This is a genomic window from Pseudomonas sp. PA-4-8C (genome assembly GCF_021606625.1).
GTDB classification, from domain to species: Bacteria; Pseudomonadota; Gammaproteobacteria; order Pseudomonadales; family Pseudomonadaceae; genus Aquipseudomonas; species Aquipseudomonas lactis.
On the sequence record NZ_WKCD01000077.1, the window covers coordinates 1 to 20,585 of the forward strand.

At 60.2% G+C, this 20,585-nt stretch carries 21 protein-coding genes and 1 pseudogene; 19 read left to right on the plus strand and 3 right to left on the minus strand.

All coding sequences use genetic code 11. The annotated features are described in order from the left end of the window. The 3 genes and pseudogenes from GIW04_RS14205 to GIW04_RS14215 form a co-directional block, all read left to right on the plus strand. Window positions 1-278: pseudogene (locus GIW04_RS14205) on the plus strand (hypothetical protein); the annotation flags it as partial. Between the two features lie 22 nt (window positions 279-300). Beyond that, window positions 301-1,266: an L-arabinose ABC transporter permease AraH gene (gene araH / locus GIW04_RS14210; RefSeq protein WP_120248495.1), complete on the plus strand. Its 966-nt coding sequence runs from the start codon at window positions 301-303 to the stop codon at window positions 1,264-1,266. A gap of 120 nt (window positions 1,267-1,386) precedes the next feature. Next, a complete protein-coding gene (locus GIW04_RS14215; protein WP_003193487.1) occupies window positions 1,387-2,190 on the plus strand; it encodes an IclR family transcriptional regulator in 804 nt (267 codons plus the stop codon). Here the strand turns inward: GIW04_RS14215 and GIW04_RS14220 are convergent, their stop codons facing one another. After that, the gene (locus GIW04_RS14220) at window positions 2,191-3,243 is read right to left on the minus strand and encodes an NAD(P)-dependent alcohol dehydrogenase (RefSeq protein ID WP_034133564.1); all 1,053 of its coding nucleotides are present in this window, start codon (window positions 3,241-3,243) and stop codon (window positions 2,191-2,193) included. It abuts the gene before it with no gap. Between the two features lie 181 nt (window positions 3,244-3,424). Between GIW04_RS14220 and GIW04_RS14225 the strand changes: the two genes are divergently transcribed. Beyond that, complete coding sequence (locus GIW04_RS14225; RefSeq protein WP_003193483.1) at window positions 3,425-4,318, plus strand: AraC family transcriptional regulator; 894 nt, start codon at window positions 3,425-3,427, stop codon at window positions 4,316-4,318. Between the two features lie 168 nt (window positions 4,319-4,486). Here the strand turns inward: GIW04_RS14225 and GIW04_RS14230 are convergent, their stop codons facing one another. Next, the gene (locus GIW04_RS14230; RefSeq protein WP_003193481.1) at window positions 4,487-6,151 is read right to left on the minus strand and encodes an electron transfer flavoprotein-ubiquinone oxidoreductase; all 1,665 of its coding nucleotides are present in this window, start codon (window positions 6,149-6,151) and stop codon (window positions 4,487-4,489) included. Window positions 6,152-6,667: 516 nt separating this feature from the next. Between GIW04_RS14230 and GIW04_RS14235 the strand changes: the two genes are divergently transcribed. From GIW04_RS14235 to GIW04_RS14300, 14 genes are all read left to right on the plus strand, one after another. Then, the gene (locus tag GIW04_RS14235; protein ID WP_003193480.1) at window positions 6,668-7,417 is read left to right on the plus strand and encodes an electron transfer flavoprotein subunit beta/FixA family protein; all 750 of its coding nucleotides are present in this window, start codon (window positions 6,668-6,670) and stop codon (window positions 7,415-7,417) included. 2 nt (window positions 7,418-7,419) lie between these two features. After that, complete coding sequence (locus GIW04_RS14240; RefSeq protein ID WP_057709677.1) at window positions 7,420-8,349, plus strand: electron transfer flavoprotein subunit alpha/FixB family protein; 930 nt, start codon at window positions 7,420-7,422, stop codon at window positions 8,347-8,349. Window positions 8,350-8,421: 72 nt separating this feature from the next. Then, window positions 8,422-9,237 (plus strand): substrate-binding periplasmic protein, encoded by an 816-nt coding sequence (locus tag GIW04_RS14245; RefSeq protein ID WP_034133562.1) that lies wholly within the window; start codon window positions 8,422-8,424, stop codon window positions 9,235-9,237. Between the two features lie 9 nt (window positions 9,238-9,246). Beyond that, window positions 9,247-9,609, plus strand: coding sequence for a DUF4398 domain-containing protein (locus tag GIW04_RS14250; RefSeq protein WP_003193475.1), 363 nt, complete (start codon window positions 9,247-9,249; stop codon window positions 9,607-9,609). Next, complete coding sequence (locus GIW04_RS14255; RefSeq protein WP_003193474.1) at window positions 9,606-10,418, plus strand: OmpA family protein; 813 nt, start codon at window positions 9,606-9,608, stop codon at window positions 10,416-10,418. Before GIW04_RS14250 ends, GIW04_RS14255 begins: the two co-directional genes overlap by 4 nt. A 311-nt stretch (window positions 10,419-10,729) precedes the next feature. Continuing rightward, window positions 10,730-12,169: an aminotransferase-like domain-containing protein gene (locus tag GIW04_RS14260; RefSeq protein WP_003193472.1), complete on the plus strand. Its 1,440-nt coding sequence runs from the start codon at window positions 10,730-10,732 to the stop codon at window positions 12,167-12,169. 93 nt (window positions 12,170-12,262) lie between these two features. After that, entirely contained in the window at window positions 12,263-12,754 is a 492-nt protein-coding gene (locus tag GIW04_RS14265; RefSeq protein ID WP_032900837.1) for a hypothetical protein, read from the plus strand. Window positions 12,755-12,916: 162 nt separating this feature from the next. Next, window positions 12,917-13,171: a YkgJ family cysteine cluster protein gene (locus GIW04_RS14270; RefSeq protein WP_003193468.1), complete on the plus strand. Its 255-nt coding sequence runs from the start codon at window positions 12,917-12,919 to the stop codon at window positions 13,169-13,171. Between the two features lie 41 nt (window positions 13,172-13,212). Further along, window positions 13,213-13,818 carry an START domain-containing protein gene (locus tag GIW04_RS14275; protein ID WP_003193467.1) on the plus strand — a complete coding sequence of 202 codons (606 nt, stop codon included), beginning with the start codon at window positions 13,213-13,215 and terminating at the stop codon, window positions 13,816-13,818. A 103-nt stretch (window positions 13,819-13,921) separates the two neighbouring features. Then, entirely contained in the window at window positions 13,922-14,158 is a 237-nt protein-coding gene (locus GIW04_RS14280) for a hypothetical protein (protein WP_014719530.1), read from the plus strand. Between the two features lie 213 nt (window positions 14,159-14,371). Next, the gene (locus GIW04_RS14285) at window positions 14,372-14,713 is read left to right on the plus strand and encodes a ribonuclease E inhibitor RraB (protein WP_003193463.1); all 342 of its coding nucleotides are present in this window, start codon (window positions 14,372-14,374) and stop codon (window positions 14,711-14,713) included. Between the two features lie 446 nt (window positions 14,714-15,159). Continuing rightward, window positions 15,160-16,569 carry a circularly permuted type 2 ATP-grasp protein gene (locus GIW04_RS14290; protein WP_003193461.1) on the plus strand — a complete coding sequence of 470 codons (1,410 nt, stop codon included), beginning with the start codon at window positions 15,160-15,162 and terminating at the stop codon, window positions 16,567-16,569. A gap of 4 nt (window positions 16,570-16,573) precedes the next feature. Then, window positions 16,574-17,524 (plus strand): alpha-E domain-containing protein, encoded by a 951-nt coding sequence (locus GIW04_RS14295; RefSeq protein WP_120248466.1) that lies wholly within the window; start codon window positions 16,574-16,576, stop codon window positions 17,522-17,524. Next, window positions 17,521-18,303 carry a transglutaminase family protein gene (locus GIW04_RS14300; RefSeq protein WP_003193457.1) on the plus strand — a complete coding sequence of 261 codons (783 nt, stop codon included), beginning with the start codon at window positions 17,521-17,523 and terminating at the stop codon, window positions 18,301-18,303. Before GIW04_RS14295 ends, GIW04_RS14300 begins: the two co-directional genes overlap by 4 nt. Before the next feature lie 157 nt (window positions 18,304-18,460). Here GIW04_RS14300 and GIW04_RS14305 read toward each other — a convergent pair whose 3' ends face one another. Further along, a complete protein-coding gene (locus tag GIW04_RS14305; RefSeq protein ID WP_120248493.1) occupies window positions 18,461-19,267 on the minus strand; it encodes a c-type cytochrome in 807 nt (268 codons plus the stop codon). Window positions 19,268-19,915: 648 nt separating this feature from the next. On the opposite strand from GIW04_RS14305, the gene GIW04_RS14310 reads away from it, so the two are divergent. Beyond that, window positions 19,916-20,585 (plus strand): beta-ketoacyl synthase N-terminal-like domain-containing protein (locus GIW04_RS14310; RefSeq protein ID WP_268939237.1); only part of this gene is annotated, 670 nt, incomplete at its 3' end.

The following is a 20,585-nucleotide window of genomic DNA, read 5'->3' on the forward strand; positions in this document are numbered from 1 at the left end:
TTGGCCGCTGGTTGTCGATGCCGATGAAGGTGTTGCTGCTCGACGAACCCACTCGCGGTATCGACATCGGCGCCAAGTCGGAGATCTACCAGATCATCCATAACCTGGCGGCCAGCGGCATTGCGGTGATCGTGGTGTCCAGCGACCTGATGGAGGTGATGGGTATCTGCGACCGCATCCTGGTGATGAGTGAAGGCGCCTTGACCGGTGAGTTACCCCGCGCCCAAGCGGATGAAGCGCGCCTGCTGCAACTGGCGCTGCCACAGTCGCGGGCTTGAACAAGAACAAGAGGGTTTGGCTATGTCTCAGGTAAAAACAGCAAAGGGCTTCTGGCCGGGTTTCAATCAGCGCAAATTTCTCGATGATTGGGTGATGCTTTTGGCGGCGCTGGGCATTTTTGTGCTCAGCGCGGTGTTCATCGATAACTTCCTGTCGCCGTTGAACATGCGCGGCCTCGGTCTGGCGATTTCCACCGTGGGCATCGCCGCCTGCACCATGCTGTTTTGCCTGGCGTCGGGGCACTTCGACTTGTCGGTGGGTTCGGTGATCGCCTGTGCCGGGGTGGTGGCGGGCATCGTGATGCGCGACACCGACAGCGTGGTACTCGGCGTGTCGGCGGCCTTGGCCATGGGCCTGGTGGTAGGGCTGATCAACGGCATCGTGATCGCCAAGCTGCGCATCAACGCGTTGATTGCCACCCTGGCAACCATGCAGATTGTGCGCGGCCTGGCCTACATCTTCTCCAACGGCAAGGCGGTGGGGGTGATGAATGAAGGGTTCTTCGTGTTCGGCAACGGCCAACTGCTGGGCGTGCCGGTGCCGATCATCATCACCGTGCTGTGCTTTGTGTTCTTTGGCTGGCTGCTCAATTACACCACCTACGGGCGCAACACCATGGCCATTGGCGGCAACCAGGAAGCCGCGTTGCTGGCGGGGGTGAATGTCGATCGCACCAAGATCATCATCTTTGCCGTGCACGGTTTGATCGGCGCCTTGGCCGGGGTGATCCTCGCCTCACGCATGACCTCGGGCCAGCCGATGATTGGCCAGGGTTTCGAGCTGACGGTGATTTCGGCGTGCGTGCTGGGCGGCGTGTCGTTGAGCGGCGGGATCGGCATGATCCGCCATGTGATTGCCGGGGTGTTGATTCTGGCGATCATCGAGAATGCGATGAACCTGAAGAACATCGATACCTTTTACCAGTATGTGATTCGTGGCTCGATCCTGTTGCTGGCGGTGATAATCGACCGCATGAAACAACGCTGATGTTCACCCTGTGAAGATCAAACTGTGGGAGCAGGCAAGCCAGCTCCCACATTGGATCTCCTGTGTTCAGGAGGGCCGTATTTGCCATAATGCCCCCGCTTTCATACTTATAGGCCCGATATGCAGGAAAACGCCCACACCCCCGTCAAAGACGCCGCCCCCACCGGCACCCAGACCCTGTTGCGCGGCCTGGGCGTGGTGCAAGCGGTGGCGGCCGGTGCGCGGGATCTCAAGGAGATCGCCCGGCGCATCGGCACCACGCGCAGCACGACACACCGCCTGGCCAGTTGCCTGGTAGACGAGCGCTACCTGCGCGTGGTGCCCCAGGTCGGTTATCTGCTGGGGCCCAAGCTGATCGAGTTGGGGTTCCAGGCCCGTGAAGAATTGCCCTTGGTGAACCTGGCGGTGCCGTACCTGGACGAGTTGTCGGCGCTGACCGGCGACACCATTCACCTGGCGATTCGTGAATACGACGAGGTGCTTTACCTGCACAAGAACCCCGGTCGCAACGGCCCGGAAATGCGCTCGCGGGTCGGCCATCGTATGCCGCTGGCGCGCACCGGTATCGGCAAGGCGTTGATGCTCGATGATTCACCGCAGGAGTGGCAGCGCTTGTACGAGGCGAGCTTGCCGACGGCGGGCAAAAGCCTGCAATGGCCGCAGCACCCGGAGCAATCCTGGGCGCAGTTCGAACAGCGCATGCATGAGTATGTGGAGGGGGGCTACGCGTTCGACCTGGAAGACAACGAGCCTTCGATCCGCTGCGTGGCGGCACCGGTGCGCGATGCCAGCGGGCGCATTGTCGCCGGCATCAGCATCGCCAGTACGGTGCCCTACATGCCGCTGGAGAAAATGGCCGAGCTGATCCCTGTGATCAAACAGGTCGCAGCCCGGCTGTCAGCGGAGTTGGGCGCCAAAGCCTGATCAGGCTTTCAGGCTCGCCATGTCGATGACAAAGCGGTACTTCACATCACCGGCAATCATGCGTGCGTAAGCTTCGTTGATCTGCCGGATGTCGAGCATCTCGATGTCGCAGGTGATGTTGTGCTCGGCGCAGAAATCCAGGACTTCCTGGGTTTCGGCAATGCCGCCGATCAGCGAGCCGGCCAAGACTTTACGGCCCAGCACCAGCTTGGCGGCGTTGACGGGCGGGTCCACCGGCTCGATCAGGCCGACCAGGATATGCACGCCGTCAAAGCGCAGCACATCGAGGTAGGGGTTCAGGTCGTGCTGCACCGGGATGGTGTCCAGCAGGAAATCGAAGTACCCCGCAGCAGCTTTCATCTGCTCGGCATCGGTGGACACGATCACATGGTCGGCGCCCTGGCGACGGCCTTCCTCGGCCTTGCTGGCCGAACGGGTGAACAGCGTGACTTCGGCGCCCATGGCCTTGGCGAATTTGATGCCCATGTGGCCCAGACCGCCCATGCCGAGAATCCCGACTTTATCGCCGGCTTTCACGCCGTAGTGCTTGAGCGGCGAGTAAGTGGTGATACCTGCACACAGGATCGGCGCAGCGCTGGCCAGGTCGAGCTTGGCCGGGATCTTCACCACGAAATGTTCGCTGACCACGATGCTGTCGGAGTAACCGCCCATGGTGTTGCTGCCATCCACGCGGTCCGGCGTGGCATAGGTCATGGTCGGGCCTTCGAGGCAGTATTGCTCAAGGTCCGATTGGCAGGCTTCGCAGTGACGGCACGAGTCCACCATGCAGCCTACGCCCACCAGGTCGCCGACTTTATGGGCAGTCACATTGGCGCCGACGGAGGTGACCTTGCCGACAATTTCGTGGCCCGGCATCAACGGGTACACGGCGATGCCCCACTCGTTGCGAGCCTGGTGGATATCGGAGTGGCACACGCCGCAGTAGAGAATCTCGATGGCCACGTCATCGACGCGCGGGCTGCGGCGTTCAAATGACATCGGGGCGAGGGGCGTGGTGGCCGACTGGGCGGCGTAACCGATGGCGGTGTACATAGTAAACCTCACAAAAGCTTGGACTGCAGAGGTGGCGAATTCTGCGCGTCGGCCTGGGGGCGCGAACATGGCAAATGCTCCGAGTCTCATGCCTATTCGTCCGGCAGTGCCTGAGGTTTGGATATATTGGCCGCCAGACCTGCGATGATGCTGTCATCCCTTATTCGCGAAGTTTTTTGCCATGCTGTTGACCCGCCATTTGGACGCCAATGCCACGCTGGTTGCCTTGATCGAAGGGCTCACGCCCCGCGACGGTTTTTCCCCGACTCACCTGCCCGGCGTGCAGGTGCTGCGCGCCAGTTGCGATGTGGCGCGTGGGCCGCAGATCTATGAGCCAAGCCTGATGTTCGTGGCTCAGGGCAGCAAGGTCGCCTACCTTGGCCCGCGCACCCTGGAGTATGGCGCCGGGCATTACCTGATCCAGGCCATGCCGGTGCCGTTCGAATGCGAGACCTTTGCCATGGCCCCCGAGGCGCCGCTGTATGGCGTCACGGTAGGCATCGACCGCGTGGTGTTGGGCGAGCTGGTGATTGCCATGGGCATGCAGGCCGGGCCGCCGCCGACCGCGCAGACCTTGGAGTCGATGAGTTCGGTGGTGCTGGACGATGCGATGCGCGGCTGCGTCGAGCGGTTGTTGCAGTGCCTGCACGATCCGCTGGAAAGCCGGATCATGGGGCCTGCGCGGGTGCGCGAATTGTTGTTCACCGCCTTGCGTGGGCCCCAGGCTGATGTGTTGCGTGCGCTGGTGGAACAGCAGGGGCAGTTTTCGCGCATCGCCACCTCATTGAATCACCTGCATGCCCATTACGCCGAGCCGCTGAATATCGAGACGTTGGCCGGATTTGCGCACATGAGTGCCTCGACCTTTCATGAGCATTTCAAACGCTGCACCTTATTGTCACCGGTGCAGTACCTCAAGCGCTTGCGGTTATTGAAGGCCCAGCAGTTGTTGCTGGTGGAAGGCATGAGTGTGGCGCAGGCGGCGCACAAGGTGGGGTACCAGAGTACGTCGCAGTTCAGTCGGGAATACAAACGCTACTTCCTGCGCAACCCGGGCGAAGAGCGGGCGGCCTGACACCCCACGGTCTGTGTGGGAGCTGGCTTGCCTGCGATAGCGGTGTGTCAGCCATACATTTGGCACCTGAAGACCGCCATCGCAGGCAAGCCAGCTCCCACATTTTGATCGATGTCGCCCACAAAAAAGGCTCCCATCTCGGGAGCCTTTTTTGGCCAAACGAACGACTTACATATTCGGGTAAGTCGGCCCGCCCGCACCTTCCGGCGTCACCCAGGTGATGTTTTGCGAAGGGTCCTTGATGTCACAGGTCTTGCAGTGCACGCAGTTCTGGGCGTTGATCTGGAAGCGCTTCTCGCCGTCTTCCTTGGTCACCACTTCATACACGCCAGCCGGGCAGTAGCGCTGCGCCGGTTCATCGTAGAGCGGCAGGTTGGTGCCGATCGGGATGCTTGGGTCCTTGAGCTTCAAGTGGCACGGCTGCTCTTCTTCATGGTTGGTACCGGAGATGAACACCGAGCTCAGCTTGTCGAAGCTCAACTTGCCGTCGGGTTTGGGGTAGTCGATCTTCTGGCTGTCTTTGGCCAGCTTCAGGCAGGCGTAGTCCGGCTTGGTGTCGTGCAGAGTGAAAGGAATCTTGCCGCCGAAAATGTTCTGGTCGAGCCAGTTGAAACCGCCGCCGATGATTGCGCCGAACTTGTGCACGGCCGGGCCGAAGTTGCGGCTGGCGAACAGTTCTTCGTACAGCCAGCTGGCTTTGAAGCTGTCGACATAGGTGGTCAGTTCGTCGCCGCCTTCAGATTCGGCGAACAGGCGGTCGGCCACGGCGTCGGCGGCGAGCATGCCGGACTTCATCGCGGTGTGGCTGCCTTTGATCTTGGCAAAGTTGAGGGTGCCCAGGTCGCAACCGATCAGCGCGCCGCCCTTGAAGACCATTTTCGGCAGCGAGTTCAGGCCACCTTTGCAGATCGCGCGAGCGCCGTAGCTGATGCGCTTGCCGCCTTCCAGGTACTGGGCCAGCACCGGGTGATGCTTGAGGCGCTGGAATTCATCGAACGGCGACAGGAAGGTGTTGCTGTAGGACAGGTCGACGATCAGGCCGACCACCACTTGGTTGTTTTCCAGGTGATAAAGGAACGAGCCACCGGTGTTCTCGTTACCCATGATATCCAGCGGCCAACCGGCGGTGTGCACCACCAGGCCCGGCTGGTGCTTGGCAGGGTCGATTTCCCAGATTTCCTTCAGGCCGATGCCGTAGTGCTGGGCGTCGGCGTCGCTGTCCAGGTTGAAGCGCTGGATCAGTTGCTTGCCGATGTGGCCACGGCAACCTTCGGCGAACAGCGTGTACTTGCCACGCAGCTCCATGCCTGGGGTGTATAGGCCGTCTTTTGGCTTGCCTTCACGGTCAACGCCGAGGTCGCCGGTGATGATCCCGCGTACCACGCCGTTCTCGTCGAACAGCGCTTCCTGGGCGGCGAAGCCTGGGTAGATTTCCACGCCCAGGTTCTCGGCCTGCTGGGCCAGCCAGCGGCACAGGTTGCCCAGGGAAATGATGTAGTTGCCTTCGTTGTGCATGGTCTTGGGCACAAAGAAGTCGGGCACCTTGGTGGAGGCTTCCGGGCTGCGCAGCACATAGATGTCGTCGCGCACCACCGGTGTGTTGAGCGGGGCGCCGAGTGCTTTCCAGTCCGGGAACAGTTCATTCAGGGCGCGTGGTTCAAACACGGCACCGGAGAGGATATGGGCGCCGACTTCGGAGCCTTTCTCGACCACGCAGACGCTGATTTCCTTACCGGCTTCGGCGGCCTTCTGCTTCAGTCGGCAGGCGGCAGACAGGCCCGCCGGGCCAGCGCCGACGATGACCACGTCGAATTCCATGTATTCGCGTTCCACAGGCTATCTCCTACTCAAGGCTCAACAGGCTTTTTTTTCTAATGGGTGGAGGTTCGGTGTGGTTCTGCGCGAAGGCAGCACCCACCTGTCTCTCTAGGTGGCGCATTATATATAGACCACTGACAGCGTCCAATACAAACGTTTGTTTGAATTGCCTGCAGCCTAGATAAATCAAAGCAACGGGGCTTATGACTGACCATTTTGCCGTATTGACCAGAATAGGCGTTCCGGTCAAGATACGGTCGGTTTTGCGCTTCCCGTAGGCAGACTGCAGGTTTCAAGAGCACGTCCAAAGACAGGCCGAAGGCAATAAAGGTGATGCGCACCCAAACGTTGGGGCGCAGTTTACACGCCGCGATAAAGAATGACCTCTCAGTCACCACTGACGAACGGTCGTCATTTCCCGTGTGCAAGGCCACTGCCGAGGTCTTTGGAGGTGCCCTTGTGTGCCGATGAGCATCAACCGCCAGGTTCGCCTAGGCGACTTTCTTTTCACCGGAGAGTAACGAGGAATCCATGAAGGTTCTTGTAGCTGTCAAACGCGTTGTCGATTACAACGTGAAAGTTCGCGTCAAGGCGGACAATTCCGGCGTCGACCTTGCTAACGTCAAGATGTCGATGAACCCTTTCTGCGAAATCGCTGTGGAAGAAGCCGTACGCCTGAAAGAGAAAGGCGTGGCGACGGAGATCGTCGTGGTGTCCATCGGCCCGACCACTGCCCAAGAGCAGTTGCGTACCGCTCTGGCCCTGGGCGCCGACCGCGCCATTCTGGTGGAGTCCGCTGAAGAGCTGACCTCCCTGGCCGTTGCCAAGCTGCTCAAGGCGGTTGTCGACAAGGAACAGCCACAACTGGTGATCCTTGGCAAACAGGCCATCGACAGCGACAACAACCAGACTGGCCAGATGCTGGCTGCACTGACCGGTTACGGCCAGGGCACCTTCGCTTCGAAAGTCGAAGTGAGCGGCGACAGCGTTGCGGTCACCCGTGAAATCGACGGCGGCGCGCAGACGGTTTCCCTGAAACTGCCGGCCATCGTCACCACCGACCTGCGTTTGAACGAGCCGCGTTATGCGTCCCTGCCAAACATCATGAAAGCCAAGAAGAAGCCTCTCGAGACGCTGACTCCGGATGCTTTGGGCGTTTCCACCGCCTCTACCAACAAGACCGTCAAAGTCCAAGCGCCGGCTGCACGCAGCGCGGGCATCAAGGTCAAGTCGGTGGCTGAACTGGTCGAGAAACTGAAAAACGAAGCGAAGGTGATCTGATCATGACTATCCTCGTAATCGCCGAACACGATAACAAGGTGCTGGCTCCGGCCACCCTGAACACCGTGGCCGCCGCCGCTAAAATCGGTGGCGACATCCACGTCCTGGTAGCAGGGCAGGGCGCTGGCGCCGTGGTTGAAGCCGCTGCGAAAATCGCGGGCGTGAGCAAAGTCCTGAACGCTGACAATGCCGCTTACGCGCATCAGCTGCCGGAAAACGTTGCACCACTGGTTGCAGAGTTGGGTAAGAGCTACAGCCACATCCTGGCTGCCGCCACCTCCAACGGCAAAAACATCCTGCCACGCGTTGCCGCGCAGCTGGACGTTGACCAGATCTCCGAGATTATCTCGGTAGAAAGCGCCGACACCTTCACGCGCCCGATCTACGCCGGTAACGCCATCGCTACCGTACAGTCTAACGCTGCGGTCAAGGTCATCACCGTGCGCGCCACCGGTTTCGACCCGGTTGCCGCCGAAGGTGGCTCGGCTGCCGTTGAAGCCGTCTCCGCTGCCCACGACGCTGGCACTTCCAGCTTTGTCGGCGAAGAGCTGGCCAAGTCGGACCGTCCTGAACTGACCGCTGCCAAGATCGTCGTCTCGGGCGGTCGTGGCATGCAGAACGGTGATAACTTCAAGCACCTGTACGCCCTGGCCGACAAGCTGGGCGCTGCGGTCGGCGCTTCTCGCGCAGCCGTTGACGCAGGTTTTGTACCCAACGACATGCAGGTCGGCCAGACCGGCAAGATCGTGGCGCCACAGCTGTACATCGCCGTCGGTATCTCCGGCGCGATCCAGCACCTGGCTGGTATGAAAGACTCCAAAGTGATCGTAGCGATCAACAAGGACGAAGAAGCGCCGATCTTCCAGGTTGCCGATTATGGCCTGGTAGCGGACTTGTTCGAAGCCGTACCTGAGTTGGAGAAGCTGGTCTAATCCAGCCACTTCACTTATAAAGAGCCCGGTCTTATGACCGGGTTTTTTTTTACTGATCGGGAGAGTCTTGCCATGGAACTGCGCCCCTGGGCCTTACTGTTGGGCCTTACGCTGCTGCCGAGCCTGACGCTCGCCGCCGGCAAGTGCGAGCGCCTGGTGATCACCGGCAGCCCGGACGCGCCGCCATTACTCTGGCGTGACCCCCAGGACCCTACGCACCTGATCGGCGCCACCGCTGACGTGCTGCAACAAGTGGGCAAGGACCTGGGGCTGAAAATCGACCTGCTCTACGGCGGCAAACGCTCCCTGGCCCTGGAGGAAGCGCGTAGCGGGCGCATGGACATCCTCGCCGACGCACCGCTGAACCTGGGCGAGCTGGACCACTTCGACTACATCCATCCAGCGCTGATGCAGACCGACTACCTGGTATGGACGCGCAAGGATTCCGCCCTGGTCTATTCCACCGCCGCCGATTTGCACGGCCACAAAGGCGCAGTCTCGGAGCGTGCGCGCTTGAGCGCCGAGTTCGAGACCTTCGCCGGCCAGCAACTCAACCTGCAACGTCTGCCCAACTTGACGCCGGCCTTTCAGAAGCTGCTGTTGGGTGAGGTGGACTACGTGCTGGCTGGGCGCTATTCCGGCATGGCCATGGCCCAGACTCTGGGTATGAGTAATGACCTGGTGGCTCATGATGTGCCTGTCGATCAGCCTGGCCTGTACTTGGCGATTTCCCACAACTCGGCCTGCAATGATCCTTGGCTGCGCGGACAGCTGACGAAAAAGATGACAGAATTGCCCGCCTCCGGTGTCGCGCAAGCCGCGCTGCAGCGCAATCTGGAGCGCTGGAAGGCGCAATTGCAACAACCTGTCGGCACCCCAACAAAGTAGGGATTTACAGTGATTTTTCGAGCTCTTTTCGCGGCCCTTGCCGTTGTTGCGCTGGCGGGATGTGCAACCGATCCTGCGCCGATCGAACAAATGCGCCTGACCCAGCAAGCCTTGGAACAAGCCACCGCGGTCGGGGCCAACACCGATGAATCCCCCGAACTGAAGCTGGCCGAAGAAAAATTCGCCCGGGCCAAGGGCAACATGGCCGACCAATCCTACAAGCGAGCGCGTATGCGCGCCGAGCAGGCGGAGCTGGACGCGCGCCTGGCCGAAGCCAAAGTGCTGACCGGTAAGAGCCAGGAACAATTGAACGTGCTCAATACCCGTATCACTCGCCTGCGTAAGCAGCTGCAGTTGGGAGAGGCACAATGAGCCCGATGATCCGTGGTTTGAGTTGTGTACTGCTGCTGGGCAGCGTGGCCTTGGGCGGCTGTGCCAGCCAACCCACCAGCGAGCAGGCGTTGCAGCAGGCTGGCGATGACTTTCAGAAGGTCAAGGAAGACGCCAACGTGCTGCGCTTCGCGCCCAAAGACGTGATCCGCGCCGGCGAGTCCCTGGCTCGCGCAGACCGCTTGTCCAGCTACTGGGGCAGCGGCGCCGATGTGGTGCATTACGCCTACCTGAGCCAGCGTTACAGCGCCATTGCCCGAGAGCACACCCAGCAGGGCCTGAATGCCGAGCGCGGTACCCAACTGGAACTGGAGCGTCAGCGTCTGCAACTGGCCTTGCGCGAAAACAAGCTGGCCAGCGTGCAACAGCAGGGCAAGTGGGTTGAAGCGCAGATCGCCAGCCTCACCACCCAAACCGACCGTGGCCTGGTGATGACCCTGGGGGACGTACTGTTCGACACCGGCGAAGCTGAACTGCAGAACTCGGCCAACCGCACAGTGCTCAAGATCGTGCAATTCCTGCAACTGAACCCCAAGCGTCGGGTGCGCGTCGAGGGCTACACCGACAACACCGGTGGCGAGCAGGAAAACCTGAAACTGTCCCGCGACCGTGCTCAATCGGTGGCCGACCTGTTGATGGACCTGGGTATCGATGACAAGCGCATCGAGGTCGAGGGCTATGGCGACCAATACCCGGTGGAAGCCAATGCCTCCGAGCGTGGTCGTGCGCAGAACCGCCGCGTGGAAATTGTATTCTCTGACGAGAAGGGCCAATTGGGCGCCGCCCGCTAACAGCCATCGCCTCTGAATTGGGCGCCTCCCGCTGACAGCCGTCGCCTCTGTAGGAGCGAGCTTGCTCGCGAAAAACGTCAACGATAACGCGTGCTTTCTGAGTGAACGCGGCGCCCGTGAGTTTTTCGCGAGCAAGCTCGCTCCTACACGGGGCAGGCCCCTGCAAGATTTTATTAGGCCTACACCCTTACAGTTTTTACTGTCACTCCCGCCCGCGCTCGACTATTGTGGCAACTGTCCCCGTACACTTCTAAACTGTGCCGGTATGTTTCACACAAAAATAAAATACCCGTGAAATCGAGTGCTGCGTCATGACCAATCTGTTGCTTTACCAACGTATTGCCCAGCAACTGGCTGAGGACATCCGGCGCGGTGTCTATCAACCGGGGGAGCGCGTGCCGTCGGTGCGCAAGATGAGCTCCCAGCTCAATGTGAGCCATGCCACTGTGCTGCAGGCCTACGCCAACCTGGAAGACCAGGGGCTGATTCGGGCGCGGCCGCAGTCGGGCTATTACGTGCACCAGACGCCAGCACTCACGGCGCCTACGCCAGATATCGCACGCGTCGAGCGCCCAGGGTTGGTCACCCGTAGCAGCATCATCCAGCAGGTGCTGGTCGAGTCGCGCCGTGAAGGGGTGTTTCCGTTGGGCGCGGCGGTGCCGAGTGTCGACTACCTGCCGGTGCGGGCACTGCATCAGCAATTGGCCAAGGTCACACGCTTCCAGAGCCCACGGGCGTTCAGCTACATGTTCAGCCCTGGCTTTGAACCCCTGCGGCGCCAGGTGGCGATCCGCATGCGCGACGCGGGCGTGGTAGTGGACCCTTCCGAAGTGGTGATCACCCACGGCTGTGTCGATGCATTGCAGATGTCGTTGCGCGTACTGACGCGCCCTGGCGACCTGATCGCGGCTGAATCACCCACCTATTACGGCTTGCTGCAATTAGCTGATCTGCTGGGCCTCAAGGTGATCGAGATCCCTAGCGACCCCGCTACAGGCATGAGCCTGGAAGCCCTGCAACTGGCCGCCAACCAATGGTCGATCAAGGCGCTGGTGCTGACCACACGCCTGAGTAATCCGCTGGGCGGCACCATGCCGGAGGAGCGGCAGAAACAGTTGCTGCGCCTGGCGTCGGACTTCGATATCCAGATCGTCGAAGATGACATTTACGGCGAGTTGATGTTCGAACTTGGCCGCACCAAAGCCCTCAAGGCCTACGACCGCCTCGACCGCGTGATCTATTGCTCAAGCTTTTCTAAAACCCTGTCGCCGGGCGTGCGCATTGGTTGGATGATTGCCGGCAAGTACCAGCAGGAAATCCAGCGCCTGCAGATGTTCAGCACGCATTCTGCTTGCAGCGTCACGCAGATGGGCGTCGCGGCCTATCTGGAAAACGGTGGCTACGACCGTCATTTGCGCTACATCCGCCAGGAATACCGCAAGAACCTCAGCGCTTTCCAACTGGCGGTGCAGCAATACTTTCCCGAGGGCACCCAGATGACCCGCCCGACCGGCGGCTTTATCTTGTGGGTCAGTTTGCCGGGGCGGGTCAATACCCAGGAGCTGCATGTGCGTGCCCTGCAACAAGGCATTAGCATCGCACCGGGGCTGATCTTCAGTAATACCGAACAGTTCAACCACTGTATTCGTCTCAATTGCGGCACGCCGTGGAACCGCGAGGCAGAGCGGGCGCTGATGACCCTGGGAATGCTTGCCAGCCAGTTATGCCAGGAGGCCGCAGCGGGTTTTTGAGGCGTGTAAAGAGGACAAGGCTGATCTGTGCCCTTGTCATGCCGCGCACAACAAGCGAGCATATGGCCTTCTGCCGTTAATGCTGTTGGCGATATGACTTCTATTTTTCGCGTTACATGGATGATTGGCCTGCTGGGCCTGTGCAATGTGGGCAGCGTGCTGGCTGCAGCGCCGGTGGCTGATGGCAAGCCTGCCGTCAGTGCCGAGCAAAAGACCTCAGCCAAGCAGTCAACCCCTGCGAAAAAAGCCCCCGCGGCACAAAAGAAGGCCGCCTCGACCAAAAAGCGTGCCCCCGTGGCGAGCAAGTCCAAGTCGGCCCGTGAAGTCGCCCAGACCAAGCTACCACCGGCACAGTTGGACCTGTCCCTGCCTTCGGACATGGTCAGGCACTTACAACCCATCGGCACCATGCCCAAGCCCAAGAGCGTGCCCTTGCTGCCGCCGATGTTTGGCGAAAAGCCCACCGACAACAGCGCGTTCCAGATCAACGGCCGCTTGCTCAGCAACGAGATGAAGCTGCAACTGCGTAACGAAGAGCGCCGTGATGTTGAAGGCGCTGCGCTGGATTTCGAATTCAAGCAATAAACTTTCGGACCAGAGGTGACCCAGGTTGCCGACCATCTGTCGCAGACTGGTCGGTCACTTTTGTTTTGTGCGAAAAACCCCTGTTGGGCCATTTTAAAACGGCTGTTTAAGAGCGTACTCTAGCCCGGCCATCCCTATTGAGTCGTCGAGGACCTGCTGGTCATGAAATGCCGTGAAGGCTGTGGCGCCTGCTGCATTGCCCCCTCCATCAGTTCACCGTTGCCGGGAATGCCCCAAGGCAAACCCGCCGGCGTTCGCTGCGTGCACCTGTCGGTGGAACAACTGTGCCAGTTGTTCGGTCAACCGCAGCGGCCCGCCGTGTGCAGTGATTTCAAGGCGGATATCGACGTCTGTGGCAACGACCAGGCCGATGCCATCCGGCTGATCGGCTGGTGGGAGCAGATGACGGCGGCTTGATGGGCTTTACTATCGGAACTTCAACAATAAGGAATACAACGATGGGTTCGCTGAAACGAGTGGCTGTGCTGTGCGGTTTTACGCTGTTGTTTGCGGCCACTGCCCAGGCTGAGGATTGGCAAGTCGCCAAGGATGAAGACGGTATCAAGGTGTCCCTGAGCGAGATTGCCGGTTCCAAGTACAAGGCGTATCGCGGTGTGACGGTGATCAAGGCGCCTTTGGCCAAGGTCCAGGCGCTGCAGGAAGATGTGGTCGGTGCTTGCGCATGGATCCATGAATGCAAATCCCAGAAACTCGTCGACAAGAAAGGCGACGAGGCTTGGACCTATACCCAGTTCAAGGCGCCGTTCCCCGTGACGGACCGCGACTCGTACATCCACGTCACCACCAGCAAAGCCGCTGACGGCACCGTCACGCGCAAACTGGAAGGTGTGCCGACCTACAAGCCTGAAGCAAAAGGCTACGTGCGGGTCGCCCAGGTAGAGGGGTTCTGGAAACTGGTGCCAAAGGGCGATAACCAGACCGAAGTCACCTACCAGGTACACACCGAGCCAGGTGGCAGCGTACCTTCGTGGTTGGCCAACAAGTTCGTGGTGGACGCACCGTTCAACACCTTGAAAGCCTTGAAAGATCACGCTGAAAAATAAGTGCAGTTAATCCGGTGCCTCCGGGCTTGAGCGGAACGTTTTGCGCGCCGCCAAGGTCCAGATATGTGTAAGCCCACCTATGGGTTTTATCGAGGAGGCACCGATGCAAACGTGGCAAATTACCTTCGTTGATGATCACGGTGAAAAGTCCGTGCAGCAGTTCACCTGCGAACAAAAGCCCAGCCTCGAAGACGCTGCGCATATGATTCGTGCGAAGCTGGTGCCGATTGCTGCCGAACTCGATCTCAATGACCTGGAAGGCCGTAAACCCGAGCCGACGGTCAAGATTCTCAAAGACCAGAACAGTATCCAGATTCTCGATATTTCTCCCTCCGTCTAAACATTTTTCACACGCCACACGAGCACCTCTGGTGGAGGTGATAGCTTCGCGCTACTCTGCAATCGAGATCAGCGAATGAATCGCTAAGGTCTGGTCTTGTCAGCTACATGCTTGTTTTCCTGCGGTGTTGTTATGCCGTGGTGCCCGCGCCAGCAGGGCGCGGGGCTTCAGGAAGCACGGAAAGTCTATCCATCGGTTTGAGGAGGACGTTTCATGAGCACAGCCTATCAAGAAGACATCAGCACCAACGTACTGCGCCGCATGAAAGAAGGCGGCTTTGATTTCTCGCGTTTTCACCCCATCGAGTTCTACGCCATTTTCCCGGATGAGGAACGGGCGCGCAGGGCCGCGGGTCGATTTCGTGGGGAGTCCCTCAATGCCCAGGTCAGCGCGCGCGACGATGGCGCCTGGTACCTGGAACTGAGCAAAATCATGTTCGCAACCTACGACGGCATAGGAGATTTCGAGCAAGACTTTGAGGCAGTGGTGGAGCCCCTGGGTGGGATTATCGAGGGATGGGGCGTCAAGCAGGAGGTGCGTGGGTTACCCATGTAGTTGGTATTTATGAGCAGCACAGCGTATCGGCTGACCTTTGGGTCGGCCGATTTTGTTTGGGCGGCCGTGGCAGGTGAACCGCCGTTTTACGCGCAAAAAAAAGCCACCCAAATAGGGTGGCGGAAAGGGAAGTTCGAGGAGGTAGATCAGTACACGAAGTAACACCATATCGCTTGCACAAAAGGTTTAGCTGTAGGACATCTCCTGTTCAGCCGATGGAGGTGATTATCCGCAGTGCCAGCCGCGCAGTGAAATCAACTCTGACTATGCTGTTGATAGCCAAAGACCGCATTGCAATGAAGCGCACGGCTTGACCCAGGCAATTGCGCGCACCAGGACGGTGCGGCGCCTCCGCTTGGATTATTCAAGCGATTGATTATTAAGTGTTTATGCCGCTGGCACGGGCCTTGCGAAGGTTCTTGCGTCCGGGTGACAAGGAGTACGGCATGATCCGCACTTATTACGATGAAATGTACGATGGGGCAGGGCAGGTTCGCCCCCATTACCGCGAGTTCGCCCGTTGGCTGGCCGACACCCCTGCCGAACTGCTGGCCCAGCGTCGGCGTGAAGCCGATTTGCTGTTCCACCGCGCCGGCATCACCTTCACCCTCTACGGGGACGAACAAGGCACCGAGCGCCTGATCCCCTTTGACACCATCCCCCGCAGCATTCCGGCGAGTGAATGGCGGATTGTCGAGCGCGGCTGCATCCAGCGGGTCAAGGCGCTGAACCTGTTCCTCGCCGACCTGTACCACGACCAACGCATCATCAAGGCCGGCATCATTCCTGCCGAACAGGTACTGGCCAACGAGCAATATCAATTGGCAATGCAGGGCCTGGATTTGCACCGCGACATCTATTCGCACATCTCCGGGGTCGACCTCGTACGCGATGGCGACGGCACGTACTACGTGCTTGAAGACAACCTGCGCACGCCCAGCGGTGTGAGCTACATGCTCGAAGACCGCAAGATGATGATGCGTCTGTTCCCCGAACTGTTCGCGGCCCAGCGCATCGCACCCATCGACCATTACCCCAACCTGCTGCTCGACACCCTCAAAAGCGCCAGCCCCCTGGATAACCCCAGTGTGGTGGTGCTGACGCCCGGGCGTTTCAACAGCGCGTTCTTCGAACATGCCTTTCTGGCCCGGGAAATGGGCGTGGAGTTGGTCGAAGGCGCAGATTTGTTCGTGCGCGATGACCGTGTATTCATGCGCACCACCGACGGGCCCAAGGCTGTCGATGTGATCTACCGTCGCCTCGATGATGCATTTCTCGACCCCTTGGCATTCAACCCCGACTCCATGCTCGGTGTGCCCGGCCTGCTCGCCGCCTATCGCTGCGGCAATGTGGTGCTGGCCAATGCCATTGGCACCGGCGTCGCGGACGACAAATCGGTTTACCCGTTCGTCACTGAAATGATCCGCTTCTACCTCGACGAAGAGCCGATCCTGCAGAACGTTCCGACTTTTCAATGCCGTAAGCCTGACGAGTTGTCCCACGTACTGGCCAACCTGCCCGATCTGGTGGTCAAAGAAACCCAAGGCTCCGGTGGCTACGGCATGTTGGTCGGCCCTGCGTCTACAACCGCAGAAATCGAAGCGTTCCGGGCGCGTATCAAGGCTAAGCCACACGCTTATATCGCGCAGCCGACCCTGTGTTTATCCACGTGCCCGACCTTTGTCGAAAACGGCATCGCCCCACGTCACATAGACCTGCGCCCCTTCGTGTTGTCCGGCAAGGACACCCGCGTGGTACCGGGTGGCCTGACCCGCGTGGCGCTGCGCGAAGGCTCGTTGGTGGTCAACTCGTCCCAGGGCGGCGGAACCAAAGACACCTGGGTGGTCGAGGACTGATGCCATGTTGAGTAGAACTGCCTCGGATTTGTACTGGATGTCGCGCTACCTGGAACGCGCCGAAAACCTCGCGCGCATGCTCGATGTCAGCTATTCGCTGTCGCTGATGCCCCAGGACGGGCGCGACGATGGCCTGCACGAATTGGCCATGCCGCTGTTGATCACCGGCACCCTGGAGGATTACCACGCGCGCCATGGCCCCTTGCACGCTGAACGCTTGCTGCACTTTTTTGCCCTGGACGCGGCCAACCCGGCGAGCATCTATAGCTGCCTGGGCGCGGCGCGGGCCAGCGCCCATGCGGTACGTGGGCGAATCACCGCCGACATGTGGGAAAACATCAACGCCACCTGGCTGGACATTCGCGATATCGCCCAGCAGGGGCTGAGCCACTACGGCATGAGCCGGTTTTGTGAGTGGGTCAAGGAGCGTTCCCACCTGTTCCGCGGGGCCACTTACGGCACCATCATGCGCAACGATGCCTTCCGCTTTATTCGCTTGGGCACCTTCATTGAGCGCGCCGATAACACCCTGCGCCTGCTGGATGCCCGCTACGAAATGGCCGGCGACCAGGCTGCAGCGGTCAGCGATGGCACGGCCCACGCGTATTACCAATGGAGTGCGTTGCTGCGTGCGCTGTCATCGTTCGAGGCCTACACCGAGATTTATCGCGATGCACCGGGGGCTCGGCAAGTGGCCGAGCTGCTGCTGTTACGCGCCGATGTGCCGCGTTCGCTGCGCGCTTGCAGCGAAGAGATCGACCAGATCCTCGCCAGCCTGCCCGGCATCAACGGCCGCCCGGCCCAGCGCCTGGCCGCCGAGATGGATGCGCGCCTGCGCTTTACCGCCATCGACGAAATCCTCGAGGAAGGCCTGCATGCCTGGCTGACCGACTTTATCCCCTTGGTCCGCCAGTTGGGCGACGCCATCTACAGTTCCTACCTGGAGGCGGCATGAGACTCTCCATCAGCCACGACACCACCTATCACTACGAAGACCAGGTGCGCGCCAGCATCCAGTACCTGCGCCTGACACCCCATGACAGCGAGCGCCAGCACGTGCTGAGCTGGCAACTCGACCTGCCACGCCCGGTGCGGGCCCAGGTGGACCCCTTCGGTAATATCTTGCATGTGCTCACCCTGGACGAGCCCCATGACGCCATCATCATTGGCGCCCGGGGCGTGGTGGAAATCGATGAATTGCGCGAGGCCGAACACGAAAGCCAGTCAGCTTTTCCGTTCCTGCGCTCTACGCGCCTCACCGAGCCCGACGACGCCCTGCGCGGCTTTGCCGAGCAACACTGCCATCAGCGTCGCGACCGCACCGCGCTTATCGACTTGATGCAGGCGCTTAACCACACCATGGTCTACACCCCTGGCGCGACCGACGTCGATACCTGCGCCGCCCAGGCCTTTGCAGGTGCCGCTGGGGTGTGCCAGGACCACACCCATGCGTTCCTGGCCTGCGCACGCAGCCTGGGGATCCCCGCGCGGTATGTGTCGGGGTATCTGTACACCGAAGACAGCACGCACCTGGCCAGCCATGCCTGGGCCGAAGCCTGGCTGGATGACGCCTGGTACAGCTTTGACGTGACCAACCAACTGGCCCGGCCGGAGCGGCACTTGAAGCTGGCCGTGGGCCTGGACTATCTCGATGCCTGCCCGGTACGCGGCATGCGCCGTGGTGGTGGGCATGAGCAGATGCACGCCAAGGTATTCGTGGCGCCGCAGCAATGATCGTTCCCGCGCTCTGCGTGGGAATGATCGATGCTTGATCGTTCCCACGCTCTGCGTGGGAATGCAGCCGAGGACGCTCCGCGTCCCAAAGCGTGACGCAGAGCATCACAAGAGGCGTTCCCACGCGGAGCGTGGGAACGATCGATACAGCGCAGGCTCAAGGTTGCTGTTTGCGGCCCGCCATATGCCGCAGATAGCCCACCAGCAAATCCAACTCATTGTCTGGCAATACACTGGCTGTAAACGCCGGCATCTTCGCCTGTGGCCAATGCCTCAGGCTTTGCGGGTCGCGGATGTAACGCTTGAGGAAATCGCCGCTGAAATACTCGGTGGGGTTGTAGGGCACATTCAGGTCCGGGCCCATCTGGGCATCACCGCCGCCATTGAGGCGATGGCACGCCAGGCAGTTCTTCTGGAACAACGCAAAGCCCTGGTTGATCGGGTCGTTCGCCGCCAGTTTCGGGTCGGGCAATAGCGCCGGGAAACGCTCGCCAACCGTCTGCAACTGCTTGAATTTTGAGACTTGGAACGGCCACTGTTCGGGGCTGATATGCCCGGCTTGAGGGTGGGTCCAGACCAGATAGAACGGCCCGGCGCTGGGCTTGCCCTGTGCCAACGGTGGCCATGGATGGGCCGGGTCTTCCACGGCCAACCAGGCGCGGGCGCCGTTTTTTTCCAGTAAGGGCGCGGCGGCAAGTTCGGCGGCAAAACCATCAAGGGCAACGGCTTGCAGGTGGTTCGCAGGCTTAAGGCCCGGTAAGAGCGCCGCCAGGGGCACTGCACGGTAGGTCATCGTGCGCTTGTAGGACACATCATCGATGATCTGCACCGTTTGAGCGTCGGGGTGCTTGAGCAACTCGGCGGTCTGCCAGGTCTTTTGGCTGTGGTCCAGCTCGATGGTCAAGGGTGCCGCCGCCGCAGGTAGGCTCAACAGCAGGGCAAAAAGGGCGAGGATCGGTTTCAAGGCACAGGCCCGTTGCAAGAGAGTAAGGGCGCACACGATAACGGAAAACGGCAGGTAAAAAGACAGCCCCTGCAACAGGGCGCGCTAAGCGCAATGTCCTGGCAGGTGCTGCCAAAAGCGGCTGGCCTGGTGCGGTGTGAGCACGGAAGCTGGGAGTGTCACCCAATAACCTTGGGTAAATTGGGCAAGATCAGAATCAGGGTGGTGGCGAACAGAATAAGTCCCGCCTGACGTACTTTCGATTGTTTGAACATGGCTGACTGCCTTTTCTTTTGTTGTTATTCCTGAGCGTCAAATGCGTGCCGTTGTATCCAGTATCGCGAGGTGACGTTGCACTTTTCTTACAGCTGCTCCAGCAAAACCCGGCAGCAGCGTCTTACAGGTTCAACCTTAGAGCGCCCGTTCTTTCTGGCTTAGACCCATTTCATATCAGCTAATAATTATTTGCGCTAAAAACGGCATGAGGCTTATTGCCATCTTGGCGCCAACCCTAGGGCTAGACCGCTAAAACGATTAATCAGGGTTTTCCCATAGGGACCTACCGTTCGTCCGAGCGAGGGGGTCAAAAGCAATGAGCGCATCCGTCATTGAAACCGTGTCAATCGGGCCTAAGGTAGGGGCACACACCCACAGCGGTTCGAGGATGTCATGACCCAAGCTTTGATCTTTGATGCGATACGCACGCCCCGGGGTAAGGGCAAGGCCGACGGTGCCCTGCACAGCGTCAAACCGGTAAACCTGGTGGCCGGCTTGCTCACGGCGTTGGCGCAGCGCAGCGACCTCGACACCCGCCAAGTGGATGACATCGTCCTGGGCTGCGTCACACCGGTGGGCGACCAAGGCGCCGATATCGCCAAGACCGCCGCGCTGGTGGCGGACTGGGACATCAGTGTGGCCGGTGTGCAGGTCAATCGCTTCTGCGCTTCAGGCCTGGAAGCGGTGAACCTGGGGGCAATGAAGGTGCGTTCCGGCTTCGAAGACCTGGTGGTGGTCGGCGGCGTCGAATCCATGTCCCGCGTACCCATGGGCAGCGATGGCGGCGCCTGGGTGCTCGACCCGCAAACCAATATGCACAGCCACTTCACGCCCCAAGGCATTGGCGCCGACCTGATCGCCACACTGGAAGGCTTCACGCGCCAGGATGTCGACAGCTTCGCCCTACAGTCCCAGCAGAAAGCCGCCAGGGCGCGGGCAGACGGTTCCTTCAATAAGTCGCTGATCGCGGTGCACGATCAGAACGGCATCGTGCTGCTGGACCATGACGAATTTATCCGTGGCGACTCAACCCTCGAGGGCTTGGGCAAGCTCAAGCCCAGCT